Source organism: Vibrio natriegens NBRC 15636 = ATCC 14048 = DSM 759 (assembly GCF_035621455.1).
Taxonomy (GTDB): domain Bacteria; phylum Pseudomonadota; class Gammaproteobacteria; order Enterobacterales; family Vibrionaceae; genus Vibrio; species Vibrio natriegens.
Window position 1 is genome coordinate 2,987,480 of the sequence record NZ_CP141822.1, and the last position, 14,834, is coordinate 3,002,313.

At 46.3% G+C, this 14,834-nt stretch carries 10 protein-coding genes; 3 read left to right on the plus strand and 7 right to left on the minus strand.

Features of this window, described 5'->3' with window-relative positions; genetic code table 11:
• Positions 1–10: 10 nt before the first annotated feature.
• The gene (locus VER99_RS13615) at positions 11–598 is read right to left on the minus strand and encodes a YjaG family protein (RefSeq protein WP_014233276.1); all 588 of its coding nucleotides are present in this window, start codon (positions 596–598) and stop codon (positions 11–13) included.
• 66 nt (positions 599–664) lie between these two features.
• Here VER99_RS13615 and VER99_RS13620 point away from each other — a divergent pair, with 66 nt between their 5' ends.
• Positions 665–1,588, plus strand: coding sequence for a D-2-hydroxyacid dehydrogenase (locus tag VER99_RS13620; protein WP_020334702.1), 924 nt, complete (start codon positions 665–667; stop codon positions 1,586–1,588).
• A 7-nt stretch (positions 1,589–1,595) separates the two neighbouring features.
• Complete coding sequence (locus VER99_RS13625; RefSeq protein WP_020334703.1) at positions 1,596–2,168, plus strand: uracil-DNA glycosylase family protein; 573 nt, start codon at positions 1,596–1,598, stop codon at positions 2,166–2,168.
• Between the two features lie 219 nt (positions 2,169–2,387).
• On the opposite strand, the gene hemE is transcribed toward VER99_RS13625, so the two are convergent.
• Complete coding sequence (hemE, locus tag VER99_RS13630; protein ID WP_020334704.1) at positions 2,388–3,455, minus strand: uroporphyrinogen decarboxylase; 1,068 nt, start codon at positions 3,453–3,455, stop codon at positions 2,388–2,390.
• 251 nt (positions 3,456–3,706) lie between these two features.
• Positions 3,707–4,501: an NAD(+) diphosphatase gene (nudC, locus tag VER99_RS13635; protein ID WP_020334705.1), complete on the minus strand. Its 795-nt coding sequence runs from the start codon at positions 4,499–4,501 to the stop codon at positions 3,707–3,709.
• A gap of 178 nt (positions 4,502–4,679) precedes the next feature.
• Here nudC and VER99_RS13640 point away from each other — a divergent pair, with 178 nt between their 5' ends.
• Entirely contained in the window at positions 4,680–5,171 is a 492-nt protein-coding gene (locus VER99_RS13640) for an Rsd/AlgQ family anti-sigma factor (protein WP_020334706.1), read from the plus strand.
• Positions 5,172–5,317: 146 nt separating this feature from the next.
• Here the strand turns inward: VER99_RS13640 and rpoC are convergent, their stop codons facing one another.
• The 4 genes from rpoC to rplJ form a co-directional block, all read right to left on the minus strand.
• Positions 5,318–9,520: a DNA-directed RNA polymerase subunit beta' gene (rpoC, locus tag VER99_RS13645; RefSeq protein ID WP_014233282.1), complete on the minus strand. Its 4,203-nt coding sequence runs from the start codon at positions 9,518–9,520 to the stop codon at positions 5,318–5,320.
• A gap of 87 nt (positions 9,521–9,607) precedes the next feature.
• Positions 9,608–13,636: a DNA-directed RNA polymerase subunit beta gene (gene rpoB / locus VER99_RS13650; protein WP_020334708.1), complete on the minus strand. Its 4,029-nt coding sequence runs from the start codon at positions 13,634–13,636 to the stop codon at positions 9,608–9,610.
• A 251-nt stretch (positions 13,637–13,887) separates the two neighbouring features.
• Positions 13,888–14,256: a 50S ribosomal protein L7/L12 gene (gene rplL, locus VER99_RS13655; protein WP_014233284.1), complete on the minus strand. Its 369-nt coding sequence runs from the start codon at positions 14,254–14,256 to the stop codon at positions 13,888–13,890.
• Positions 14,257–14,313: 57 nt separating this feature from the next.
• Positions 14,314–14,808, minus strand: a complete 495-nt coding sequence (gene rplJ / locus VER99_RS13660; protein WP_020334710.1) for a 50S ribosomal protein L10 — start codon at positions 14,806–14,808, stop codon at positions 14,314–14,316.
• Between the last annotated feature and the right edge of the window lie 26 nt (positions 14,809–14,834).

Below are 14,834 nucleotides of genomic sequence, written 5' to 3' on the forward strand. Positions count from 1 at the left end.
CGTAGAGGAGTTATAACGCAATACCAATATTGCTAACGCCCTCTTCTCGTAGCTCTTCACGCAGATCTTTAATCAAACCGATGTCGCGCTCTGCTGCCTCGCGTAATGGGCGGAAAATCGCCCACTGAACATCCCATTCTTCACATACAGCTTGGTTTTCTTTTTGATTGTCATTGGTGATTGGCTCGCTCCCTTGAGCTTGCTCAAGATCCGCAACAGTTTGTACCGACTGTTGGCTCACTTTAATCATTGAGTCAAATAGGTAGTCGCGATCCAACAGACCATGCAGCAGTGTAGACAACGCCTGACACGCGTCCATTGCTGGGTATACACCGTAAAAATCAAACTCATCGGCACTTGGGAATAACTCTTCTAGTTTTTCTAACTGACGCTCAAAGTTCACTTTCGCGCTCTTAACTGTCAGAATTTCCCATACACTATCAAGAATCGCTCGGTAAGCGCGCGGTTCCGCAAATTCTGTATTCTCACAAAACATTGCGTAGTTTGGATACATGCGCTCGCACAGACACGCCATAAAGGTAATTTGTTGCCAAGGTTCTAGTTTTTCCAAACGAACCTGAAGAGGATTCTTAAGCATAGTCACTCAATCATTGAAGAAAAAAACAGCGAAAGTGTACTTGATTCATCACAGGGAAAAAAGTTAATGCCGCAACCAAATAAGATTTTCCTGCTCTCAGAGCATCAAAGCACCTACCAAACATTGTTGGCAGAGAAAAACCTGCCTGGTCTTAGCCTTACGGATAACCCGAATGACGCTCAAATAGTTCTGGCGGATCCACCTCTGCTATCACAAAGGTTAGACGAGTTTTCACAACTTGACTGGGTACAATCCACGTTTGCAGGCGTAAACACCTTGATGTCGCCTGAGTTACGTCAGAATTATACTCTCACAAATGTACGAGGCATCTTTGGCCCGCTCATTGCCGAATATGTGATTGGCTACTGTATTAGCCACTATCGTCACTTTATCCTTTACCACCAGCAGCAACAGAATCGACAGTGGCAGCCACACCTCTATACTTCTCTGCAAAGTAAAAAGATGGTCATTCTCGGCACTGGCAGCATAGGCAGTTACTTAGCCAAAACGGTTAGAGCCATGGGAATAGAGGCCATCGGTGTGAATCGCACCGGTATTCCAACCTCAGGAGGGGAATTTAACCAGACTTTTCATATCAATGAACTTACGAGCGCCCTTAAGCAAGCAGACATCGTCGTCAACACCTTGCCAAGTACACCAGAGACCCTTTACCTGCTTAATAGCGAAACGCTCTGTCATCTAAACCAAGCCATACTGATTAATGTCGGACGCGGGGATGTGCTCGAGGACAAGGGACTCTTACTGGCGATTAAAAACCGCTGGATAGAACACGCGATTCTGGATGTTTTTGAGCAAGAACCACTTCCCAAGGAGCATCCTTTCTGGAGATTGCCGCAAATTACGCTCACACCGCACATTGCCGCTCTCAGCTTCCCGGAACAAGTGGTGGAGATATTTGCCGAGAATTACCTAAACTGGCGAGATGGATTCACACTCAACTACCAAGTCGATTTCGATAAAGGATATTAATTCGTTCATGTCACTAGACGCACTACTGAAGCAAGTTAGAGCCTGTCAGCTTTGCGCCAGCGATTTACCGCTAGGCGCAAACCCTGTCGTACAAGCGGCAAAAGAAGCCCGATTACTGATTATTGGTCAGGCTCCTGGTACTCGGGTCCACAACACATCCATTCCGTGGAATGACCCAAGTGGTGACCGGCTACGTCAGTGGCTAGATATCGATAAAGACACCTTCTACGACCCGACCAAAGTTGCCATTATTCCAATGGGGTTTTGTTATCCGGGTAAGGGACGATCCGGAGACCTGCCTCCACGTAAGGAATGCGCGCCAGCCTGGCACCAAAAGCTACTGCAACAACTGCCAAATATCGAACTGACATTACTCATCGGCCAATATTCACAGAACTACTACCTGACTAATAAACCCAAAACACTGACCGAAACGGTTCAACATTGGCAAGACTGGGAACCGGACTTTATCCCTCTACCTCACCCTTCACCACGCAATACGTTATGGCTTAAAAAGAACCCATGGTTTGAGGCAAACGTCGTCCCTTACCTACAAAGTCGCATTCATTCGATGCTTTAGGTTACCTATGTTCTAAATACTGCCTCACCTGTACAGAGTAAAAAGACACAAGCAGACCAATAACATAAACAATTGTTTTAATTAAAAATAAAACATTATGCTTAGATTGTTGAGTAATTAGATCATAGTAGGCCAAATACTATAAGAGCTGTACATCGGTAAATTTCAGGCAAAAAAATACCGGCAATAGATGCCGGTATAGATTTCAAAAAATAGAGATTATTTGTGGTACGGCTTAGATAACTCGTGTACCGCGTCCACAAATACGCCTGCGTTTTCTGGCGGAACATCTAGGTGAATGCCGTGACCAAGGTTAAACACATGGCCTGTGCCCGCATCGCCAAAACCTTCCAGGATGTCAGCAACTTCTTCACGGATACGCTCAGGTGATGCGTAAAGCATTGATGGGTCCATATTGCCTTGCAATGCGACTTTGTCACCGATGCGTGCTTTCGCGTCTGCGATGTTAATCGTCCAGTCCAGGCCAACTGCATCACAGCCTGTTGCTGCGATTTGCTCTAGCCACATGCCACCATTCTTAGTGAATAGCGTTACTGGTACGCGACGACCGTCGTTTTCACGAATCAGGCCATCAACGATCTTGTGCATGTATTGCAGTGAGAACAAGTTGTAGTCACGAGGAGTCAGTACACCGCCCCATGTATCAAATACCATCACCGATTGCGCACCCGCTTTGATTTGTGCATTCAGGTATTCAATGACGCTGTCAGCAAGCTTATCAAGCAATAGATGCAGTGTTTGTGGCTCTGCGTACATCATCTTCTTGATCTTAGTGAACGCTTTTGAGCTACTACCCTCAACCATGTAAGTCGCGAGTGTCCATGGGCTGCCCGAGAAACCAATCAGTGGCACTTCACCCTTTAGGTCTTTACGGATCTGACGCACTGCGTTCATCACGTATTGCAGCTCACCTTCTGGATCTGGAAGACCAATTTTTTCCACGTCTGCTTTGCAAGTGATTGGGTTATCAAACACCGGGCCTTCACCCGCAGCAAAGCGCAGACCAAGTCCCATTGCATCAGGGATCGTCAGGATATCTGAGAACAAGATTGCTGCATCAAGAGGAAAACGGCGTAGAGGTTGAAGCGTTACTTCAGACGCCAGCTCCGCATTTTTACACAAAGACATGAAATCGCCCGCTTGTGCACGTGTTGCTTTGTATTCTGGTAGGTAACGACCTGCCTGACGCATCATCCATACTGGCGTGTAATCTACAGGCTCTTTTAGTAGTGCACGTAGATAACGATCATTTTTTAATTCAGTCATTCCGTAATTCCAATTGTTAGGCTTTCTTTGAAAGGGGGTATTCTATCACTGATTTGAAGCCAATAGCTGTGTGCTTTGCAACCTGGATCATGTTATCAACTTTTAAATCAATGCTTAATTTGCACCCAATCCGTATCAGTGTTAAAAATTTGTTCGCTAGCGAAAACTACAATTATAAACTGAGTACCCAGTACTCGGCATCTCATAACGACATCTTACTTACCCCCTCCCTCTCGGAGGGTTTTTTTTATCTATTTTCCCAGGTGATTAGCTTTAATATCTTGCAGAGTTTGTTCTATTAACGCTCGAGCAATCGTGCCTTTTGGAGCGACATCTGGCATGTCATCAGCATTAAACCACTGAGCATCTGATAATTCCGTATAATCGGGGCTTAATTCCCCAGACTCATAGTCGGCCAGAAATGCCATCATCATGCTGGATGGAAACGCCCAAGGTTGGCTACCGAAGTAACGAATATTTTTTACGTATACACCGGTTTCTTCATGTATTTCGCGCGCAACACACTCTTCTAGCGTCTCTCCGACCTCCAGAAAGCCCGCTATGACGGTATACATACCATTTCGATGTCTTGGGTGCTGCGCTAATAAAATCTGCTTATCTTTACGTACAGCGACGATAATGCATGGGAAGATGCGTGGGTAGTGTAGCGTTCTGCACTCGCCACATTGCATTGCGAGCTGATTATTATTGATGAAGTTCCTACCACCACATTGAGGACAAAAACGCAGACTTTGCGTCATGTGTCCATACTGAATAGCCTTACTTAGCAGCAAAAAGAGCGCCTCAGGGAAATGCAGGCAATCTCGCAATGAAGTCATCGGTAAGTCTTGCTCAAGATCGGCCAGGTTTATCCACATAACCGGATGTTGTTGATACTCACCAATTTTTCTTGCACTCGCCTCCGGCAATGCGAACTGTTCCGCAGAACCAAAAGGAACAGCACCATCCACCAGCCAAATTTCACTTCCTGAAACAACACACCAATGCGCATTTTCTACGCGGTTAACATCACCTTTTCTTAACATGACACCCTCCCTTTGCTTGAAGTTCAACCATTTTACTGGCAATCTAATTTCATACTAGAGTTTATCGTTAGGTAAATATGAAACTATAAATTTTAGTAAGGACAAGAGTTTGTAATAACTTTACTAACTTTGCTATGCAAAGGATACGTTTGCCAAATGGCGAACCGATCATGAGGGCATGGTCATGCTAAAAAAATTCAAACAAACACAAGACCAGTGGGGTGGCTCCAGTGATGTCATTGATCATTGGTTAGAAACGAGACAATCGCTGATCGTTGAATACTGTAAGCTTGCAGCGCTGCAACCTTGTTCGAAAGCTAACGTGATTGAACTTCCTACCCCTTCCGAGCTGCAAAACTTCTGCCAACACCTGGTCGACTATATCTCTGAAGGCCATTTCAAAATTTACGATATGGTCATGGATCGCTGGAAATCGACTGGTTTTATCGTGACAGACGAAATCAATCAGACGTACGGAAAAATCGTCATTACGACTGAGCCACTGCTGAACTTTAACGATAAATACTCTGAAGTAACAGAAGACGACGAGTTACCAGACTTTAACTCGGATATGTCCCTGGTAGGAGAGATTCTTGAGACTCGTTTCGAAGTAGAAGATCACTTAATTCAACAGATCTCTGATAGTTTAGCAATGCCACCAGGGGCTTAAACGAACTCTGGCTAATCTATAGCAGCTATTGAAATGAAGGGTTGATGTGAAAGCATCAATCCTTTTTTGTTTAGGACGGTACATAAATATTAAAAAAGGCACCCGAGGGTGCCTTTTTTCGCTCTTAACGATGACTCGTCAGAGGCTTATTCTTCAGAAGAGAAGCCAGCGTTTAGAAGTGCTGCCAGGTTATCCGTTGCTTGTTCAGCAGACGGGCCTTCTTGCGCTTCAGTACGTTTAGCTTGACGCTCTTGGTGGTATGCGAAACCAGTACCAGCTGGGATCAGACGACCAACAATTACGTTCTCTTTCAGACCACGTAGGTCATCACGCTTACCAGAAACCGCAGCTTCTGTTAGTACGCGAGTTGTCTCCTGGAACGATGCCGCAGAGATGAACGACTCAGTCGCTAGAGACGCTTTGGTAATACCTAGAAGTTCACGTTCGAAACGCGCAGGCTCTTTGCCTTCAGCTTCTAGATTACGGTTAGCAATCTTAACTTGTGAGTATTCTACTTGCTCACCAGGTAGGAACTCAGAATCACCAGCAAATGTGATAGTACACTTACGTAGCATTTGACGAACGATAGTCTCAATGTGCTTATCGTTAATCTTAACGCCTTGTAGACGGTAAACTTCTTGTACTTCGTTAGCGATGTACTGAGTTACCGCGTGTACGCCACGTAGACGTAGGATGTCATGTGGAGACTCTGGACCATCAGCGATTACATCACCACGCTCAACCTTCTCACCTTCGAAAACGTTAAGCTGACGATGCTTAGGAATCATCTCTTCGTATGCTTCACCGCTGTCGCGAGTGATCACTAGACGACGCTTACCTTTGGTCTCTTTACCGAAGCTAACTGTACCTGTGTGTTCAGCAAGGATCGCAGGCTCTTTAGGCTTACGTGCTTCGAACAGGTCAGCAACGCGTGGAAGACCACCGGTGATATCTTTGTTACCGCCAGATTTCTGAGGAATACGTGCAAGTGTTGCACCTACGCCTACTGCTGCGCCATCTTCGATGTTTACAATCGCTTTACCAGGTAGGAAGTAGTGAGCTGGCATATCAGTACCAGGGATCATTACATCATTACCTTGCTCATCAACAAGTTTGATAGCTGGACGCATATCTTTACCTGCAGATGGACGCGCTGCTGCGTCAGTTACTTCGCTTGAAGATAGACCTGTTAGGTCATCTGTTTGGCGAGAAACTGTTACACCGTCGATCATGTCTACGAACTGGATGCGACCCGCTACTTCAGTGATGATTGGTAGTGTGTGCGCTTCCCAGTTAGCTACAGTTTCACCAGCTTGAACTGTGTCACCGTCGCCTTTGCTTAGTAGTGTACCGTAAGGCAGTTTGTGCTTCTCTTTAGTACGGCCAAACTCATCAATGATGGTTAGTTCAGTCGCACGAGAAGTGATAACGATCTTACCGTCATCTGCCACTACTGATTTAGCGTTGTGTAGCTTGATAGAACCGTTGTTCTTCGCTTGAACGCTGTTTTCTGCTGCTGCTGTCGATGCCGCACCACCGATGTGGAACGTACGCATCGTAAGCTGTGTACCCGGCTCACCGATAGACTGAGCAGCGATAACGCCTACTGCTTCACCTTGGTTCACTAGGTGACCACGTGCTAGGTCACGACCGTAACACTGAGCACAACAACCGAAGTCAGAATCACAAGTAACAACAGAACGTACTTTCATGCTGTCTACTGAGTTCTCTTCCATGATTTGACACCACTTCTCATCGATCAGGGTGTTACGTGGAATAAGAACATCTTCAGTACCAGGTTTTAGAACGTCTTCAGCAACTACACGACCTAGAGCTAGCTCAGAAAGTGCAACTTTAACATCACCACCCTCGATATGAGGCATCATGTCAACACCCTCGTGAGTGCCACAGTCATGTTCAGTTACAACAACGTCTTGAGCAACGTCTACTAGACGACGAGTTAGGTAACCCGAGTTCGCTGTTTTCAGTGCCGTATCCGCAAGACCCTTACGAGCACCGTGCGTTGAGATAAAGTACTGAAGTACGTTTAGACCTTCTTTAAAGTTCGCTGTGATCGGCGTTTCGATGATTGAACCATCTGGACGCGCCATCAGACCACGCATACCCGCAAGCTGACGAATCTGTGCTGCAGAACCACGAGCACCTGAGTCGGCCATCATGTAGATGCTGTTGAACGACTCTTGTTGTTCCTCTTCACCGTCACGGTTAACTACCGTTTCAGATGACAGGTTCTCCATCATTGCTTTCGCAACGCGGTCGTTGGTCGATGCCCAGATATCGATAACTTTGTTGTAGCGTTCGCCCGCAGTAACAAGACCAGATTGGTACTGTTCCTGGATTTCACGTACTTCTTCTTCCGCTTCTGCGATTTCAGTGTACTTAGCTGGCGGTACAACCATATCGTCGATACCAACAGATACACCAGATAGTGCTGCGTAAGCAAAACCTGCGTACATGATTTGGTCAGCGAAGATTACTGTGTCTTTCAGACCTAGCTTACGGTACGCCTCGTTAAGTAGGTTAGAGATTTGTTTCTTACCTAGCTTTTGGTTAACGATACTGTACGGAAGACCAGCTGGCACGATTTGCCAAAGCATTGCACGACCGATAGTGGTGTCAACCATACCAGTAGATGTTGTGCTGTTGCCGTCTTCGTCTACGACTGTTTCAGTAATACGTACTTTAACGCGTGCGTGAAGTTCAGCTTGTTTAGTGCGGTATGCTTTCTCAGCCTCTGCTGGGCCAGAAAGGTACATGCCTTCACCTTTCACGTTGATCTTTTCACGAGTCATGTAGTACAGACCCAATACAACGTCCTGAGAAGGTACGATGATCGGATCACCTGACGCTGGCGACAGAATGTTGTTTGTCGACATCATCAGAGTACGAGCTTCAAGCTGTGCCTCTAGAGTTAGAGGTACGTGAACCGCCATTTGGTCACCATCGAAGTCCGCGTTGTACGCCGCACACACAAGTGGGTGTAGCTGAATCGCTTTACCTTCGATTAGTACTGGTTCGAACGCCTGGATACCTAGACGGTGAAGTGTAGGTGCACGGTTCAATAGTACTGGGTGTTCACGGATTACTTCGTCCAGGATATCCCAAACAACCGCTTCTTCACGCTCTACCATTTTCTTAGCAGCTTTGATTGTAGTCGCAAGACCACGAGTCTCTAGCTTGCTGTAGATGAATGGTTTGAATAGCTCAAGTGCCATCTTCTTAGGAAGACCACACTGGTGTAGACGAAGGTATGGACCTACTGTGATAACAGAACGGCCAGAGTAGTCTACACGTTTACCTAGAAGGTTCTGACGGAAACGACCTTGTTTACCCTTGATCATATCAGCAAGAGATTTCAGAGGACGCTTGTTCGAACCTGTGATCGCACGACCACGACGACCGTTATCTAGTAGCGCATCAACAGACTCTTGCAGCATACGTTTTTCGTTACGTACGATGATGTCCGGAGCTGCTAGCTCTAGAAGACGCTTCAAACGGTTGTTACGGTTGATCACACGACGGTATAGATCGTTTAGATCAGAAGTCGCAAAGCGACCGCCATCTAGTGGTACTAGAGGACGTAGATCTGGCGGAAGTACAGGAAGTACAGTCAGGATCATCCATTCTGGGTTATTACCAGATTGAATAAACGCTTCTACCAGCTTCAAACGCTTAGTAACTTTCTTACGCTTAGTTTCAGAGTTAGTCGTTTCTAACTCTTCGCGCATTTGTTCCGCTTCAGCGTGCATATCCATAGAACCTAGAAGGTCCTTGATAGCTTCTGCACCCATCTTAGCAGTGAACTCATCGCCCCACTCTTCTAGACGGTCTAGATACTCTTCTTCAGTAAGCATCTGACTCTTTTCTAGATCAGTCATACCTGGTTCAGTTACTACGTACATTTCGAAGTAAAGAACACGTTCGATATCACGTAGAGGGATATCCATTAGTAGACCGATACGAGACGGTAGCGATTTTAGGAACCAGATGTGAGCTACTGGTGAAGCAAGCTCGATGTGGCCCATACGGTCACGACGAACTTTAGTTTGTGTAACTTCTACACCACACTTCTCACAGATAACACCACGGTGCTTCAGGCGCTTGTATTTACCACAAAGACATTCGTAGTCTTTAACTGGACCAAAAATACGCGCACAGAACAGACCATCGCGTTCAGGTTTGAACGTACGATAGTTGATCGTTTCAGGTTTTTTAACTTCACCGAAAGACCATGAACGGATCATGTCTGGTGAAGATAGACCGATTTTGATTGCATCAAACTCTTCGGTCTTATGCTGTGCTTTTAGAAAGTTTAATAAGTCTTTCACAATCAGCTCCTGTAAGGAGTTAAAAGCAGCCAGCCAAGCGCTAGCTGCTTTCTACCAGATAATCACTTTTCTCAAATGAGAAAGGGATTACTCTTCGTCTTCTAGCTCGATGTTGATACCTAGCGAGCGAATCTCTTTCAACAATACGTTGAACGATTCTGGCATACCAGGTTCCATGCTGTGGCTTCCGTCTACGATGTTCTTGTACATCTTAGTACGGCCGTTAACGTCATCCGACTTAACGGTTAGCATTTCTTGTAGAGTGTAAGCAGCACCGTATGCTTCTAGTGCCCATACTTCCATCTCACCGAAACGCTGACCACCGAACTGAGCTTTACCACCAAGTGGTTGCTGAGTTACTAGGCTGTACGAACCAGTTGAACGAGCGTGCATCTTGTCATCAACAAGGTGGTTCAGTTTCAGCATGTACATGTAACCAACAGTTACAGGACGCTCAAACGCATCACCTGTGCGACCATCAAACAGCGTTAGCTGACCAGATGTTGGTAGGTCTGCTAGTTTTAGAAGCTCTTTGATTAGATGCTCAGAAGCACCGTCAAATACTGGCGTCGCGATTGGTAGACCGCCACGCAGGTTCTTGATCAGTGTACGAACTTCATCATCAGACAGAGAAGCAACGTCTACTTTCTGGCGAGTCTCACCTAGATCGTAAACTTTTTGTAGGAACTCGCGGAATTTCGCTAGTTCTTGCTGCTCTTTAACCATCTGGTTGATCTTGTCACCGATACCTTTCGCTGCCAGACCTAAGTGAACTTCTAGGATCTGACCGATGTTCATACGCGAAGGTACACCCAGTGGGTTAAGTACGATGTCTACAGGCTGACCTTTTTCATCGTATGGCATGTCTTCAACAGGGTTGATCTTAGAGATTACACCCTTGTTACCGTGACGACCGGCCATCTTATCACCAGGCTGGATACGACGTTTAACCGCTAGGTAAACCTTAACGATCTTCAGTACGCCAGGTGCTAGATCATCACCTTGAGTGATCTTACGACGCTTAGTTTCGAACTTCTTATCGAAGTCAGCTTTTAGCTCGTCCCACTGCTCAGCAAGTTGCTCTAGCTGAGTTTGTAGTGCGTCATCTTCCAGCGTTAGCTCTAGCCACTTCTTACGTTCAGTAGACTCTAGTTTCGCTTCAGAGTAACCGCCTTCAATCAGAACAGCTTTAACACGGTTTAGAAGGCCACCCTCAAGAATCTGGAATTCTTCAGTTAGGTCTTTCTTCGCTTCTTTAAGCTGCATCTGTTCGATTTCAAGCGCACGCTTGTCTTTCTCTACGCCATCGCGAGTGAAGACTTGAACGTCGATGATCGTACCTGATACAGAGTTCGGTACACGTAGTGACGTATCTTTAACATCAGATGCTTTTTCACCGAAGATCGCACGTAGTAGCTTCTCTTCAGGAGTCAGCTGAGTTTCACCTTTAGGTGTTACTTTACCAACCAGGATGTCGCCACCCTTAACTTCAGCACCAATGTAAACGATACCTGACTCGTCTAGTTTAGACAGAGCAGATTCACCTACGTTTGGAATATCCGCTGTGATCTCTTCAGAGCCCAGCTTAGTATCACGTGCCACACAAGTCAGTTCTTGAATGTGGATTGTCGTGAAGCGGTCTTCTTGAACTACGCGCTCAGATACTAAGATCGAGTCTTCGAAGTTGTAACCGTTCCAAGGCATGAACGCGATACGCATGTTTTGACCAAGCGCTAGCTCACCAAGGTCTGTTGAAGGACCATCAGCAAGTACGTCGCCGCGTGATACAGGTTCACCTGGCATCACACATGGGCGCTGGTTAATACATGTGTTCTGGTTAGAACGTGTGTATTTAGTCAGGTTGTAGATGTCGATACCAGCTTCGCCTGGTACTAGCTCTTCTTCGTTCACTTTAACAACGATACGAGAAGCATCTACTGACTGGATTACACCACCACGTTTCGCAACTGCAGTTACACCTGAGTCAACGGCTACGTTACGTTCAATACCAGTACCAACAAGCGGTTTGTCAGCTTTCAGTGTTGGAACTGCCTGACGTTGCATGTTCGCACCCATCAATGCACGGTTCGCATCATCGTGTTCTAGGAACGGGATAAGCGATGCAGCGATAGATACAACCTGGTTTGTCGCAACGTCCATGTACTGAGCGTGCTCACGAGGGTGTAGACCAGATTCACCTTTCTGACGAGCTGTGATCAGCTCATCTGCAAACGTACCTTCTTCAGTCAACGCAGCGTTAGCCTGTGCGATAACGAATTGGCCTTCTTCGATTGCAGATAGGTAATCTACTTCGTCTGTAACAACGCCATCTACAACGCGACGGTATGGAGTCTCTAGGAAACCGTACTCGTTACAACGCGCAAACGCAGATAGAGAGTTGATCAGACCGATGTTTGGACCTTCAGGCGTTTCGATAGGACATAGACGACCGTAGTGAGTTACGTGTACGTCACGTACTTCGAAGCCAGCACGTTCACGAGTCAGACCGCCAGGACCCAATGCAGAAATACGACGCTTGTGCGTTACTTCTGATAACGGGTTGTTTTGGTCCATGAACTGTGAAAGCTGTGAAGAGCCAAAGAATTCTTTAACTGCTGCAGAAATTGGCTTCGCGTTGATCAGGTCTTGAGGCATAACAGCATCAAGATCGCCTAGGCTTAGACGCTCTTTAACTGCACGCTCAACACGTACTAGACCTACACGGAACTGGTTCTCAGCCATTTCGCCTACAGAACGGATACGACGGTTGCCTAGGTGGTCGATATCGTCCACTTCGCCTTTACCGTTACGGATCGCGATAAGCTTCTTCATCACTTCGACGATATCAGTTTCGTCTAGTGTGCCTTGCTCTTGAGCATCTTCACGACCGATAGAGCTGTTGAACTTCATACGACCAACAGTCGATAGATCGTAACGCTCTTCAGAGAAGAATAGGCTTTCGAATAGTGCTTCTGCAGCTTCTTTTGTTGGCGGCTCACCAGGGCGCATCATGCGGTAGATTTCTACCAATGCAGAAATACGATCAACAGTGCTGTCGATACGTAGTGTTTCTGACATGAATGGACCGTGGTCTAGATCGTTCGTAAACAGAACTTCTAGCGCTTTGTGGCCAGCCTGAGATAGGTTCGCTAGTGCTTCCAGGCTGATTTCCTGGTTAGCAGTAACAATGATCTCGCCTGTTGCTTCGTTGATGTAATCTTTCGATGCAACTTTACCAACGATGTACTCAACGGGTACTTCGATGTGATCAACGCCATCTTTTTCTAGTTGGCGGATATGACGAGCCGTTACGCGACGACCTTGCTCAACGTAAACTTTACCATCTGCTTCGATGTCGAATGACGCAGTTTCACCGCGTAGACGATCAGGAACCAACTCCATCAGTAGAGTTTGGTCTTTCACTTCGAAGTTCACTTTCTCGAAGAAGATATCTAGGATTTCTTCAGTCGATTTACCTAGTGCACGAAGGATGATCGATGCTGGTAGCTTACGACGGCGGTCGATACGTACGTACAGGTTATCCTTAGGATCAAACTCGAAATCAAGCCATGAACCACGGTAAGGAATAACACGTGCGTTATATAGAACTTTACCTGATGAGTGGGTCTTACCCTTATCGCTGTCGAAGAACACGCCTGGGCTTCGGTGCAGCTGGGATACGATAACCCTCTCGGTACCGTTGATTACGAAGGTACCATTGTCTGTCATGAGTGGAATTTCACCCATGTAGACTTCTTGTTCTTTAATGTCTTTTACAGTACCTGCTGGCGCGTCTTTATCAAAGATAACTAGGCGTAGTTTTACACGTAGTGGCTTTGAGTAAGTTACACCGCGGATTTGACATTCTTTAACGTCAAAAACTGGCTCACCAAGACGGTAGCTAACGTATTGCAGCTCAGAATTGCCGTTGTAGCTCTGAATTGGAAATACAGAACGGAAAGCGGCTTCAAGACCGTATTGACCTTCAGGATCCTGTTCGATAAATTTGTCGAACGAATCGAGCTGGATCGATAGCAGGTATGGAATGTCCAAAACTTGTGGACGAGTACCAAAGTCCTTACGGATGCGCTTTTTCTCGGTATAAGAGTAAACCATGGGGTTCCTCAGCTCGCTGATAAGTGACCCAAACTGTCCGCCCGCTCCTAGTTACTTAAGGGGGGTAAGGGACAGTGACTAAATAGCTGTTTACTGTAGTGACATTTCATTTCGATAGAATGAAATGTTTTTTGCATGGGTATAAGGCGCTTAAACAGCGGGAAAATTCACCTATACCCTACAGCGCAAAAAGGCCGGTGGTTAAAAAACCACCAGCCAATTAGCCGTTAGGCTAAGAAACTATGCAATAATTACTTAACAGCAACAGTTGCACCAGCTTCTTCTAGCTGAGCTTTAAGAGCGTCAGCTTCTGCTTTGTCAACACCTTCTTTAAGAGGTGCTGGAGCGCCGTCTACAAGAGCTTTAGCTTCTTTAAGACCTAGGCCAGTTGCGCCACGTACTGCTTTGATTACAGCAACTTTGTTACCGCCAGCAGCTTCTAGGATTACGTCGAATTCAGTTTGCTCAGCAGCAGCTTCGCCTGCAGCAGCGCCGCCAGCTACAACAGCAGCAGCAGCAGAAACACCGAATTTCTCTTCCATTGCTTCGATTAGTTCAACAACTTGCATTACAGACATTTCTGCAACTGCGTCTAGGATTTGCTCGTTAGTAATAGACATAACAATTCTCTTTTAAGTCAACAATAAGTTTATTAAGCAACCAGTAAAAAGCAAGGCTTACGCCGCTGCTTCTTCTTTTTGATCGCGGATAGCAGCGAAGGTACGTACCAGCTTGCCAGCAGAAGCTTCTTTCATGCACATCATTAGGCGTGCGATTGCTTCGTCGTAAGTTGGTAGTGTCGCTAGTACTTCAGCGTCAGTTAGCGCGCCTTCAAATGCAGCAGCTTTGATCTCGAAGTCTTTGTTCTCTTTAGCGAAGTCTTTGAAAAGACGCGCTGCAGCACCTGGGTGCTCGTTAGAGAACGCGATTAGAGTAGGACCAGTGAATGTCTCAGTTAGACATTCGTAGTCTGTACCCTGAACCGCACGACGTGCTAGAGTGTTACGCACGACTTTCATGTAAACGCCAGCTTCACGAGCTTGTTTACGTAGAGAAGTCATTGCGCCAACTTCAACGCCACGAGAATCAGCTACAACTGCAGAAAGTGCACCACTGGCAGCTTCGTTGACTTCAGCAACAATTGCTTTTTTGTCTTGAAGGTTTAAAGCCATCTTGGATTTACTCCTGGTTGTCGTTA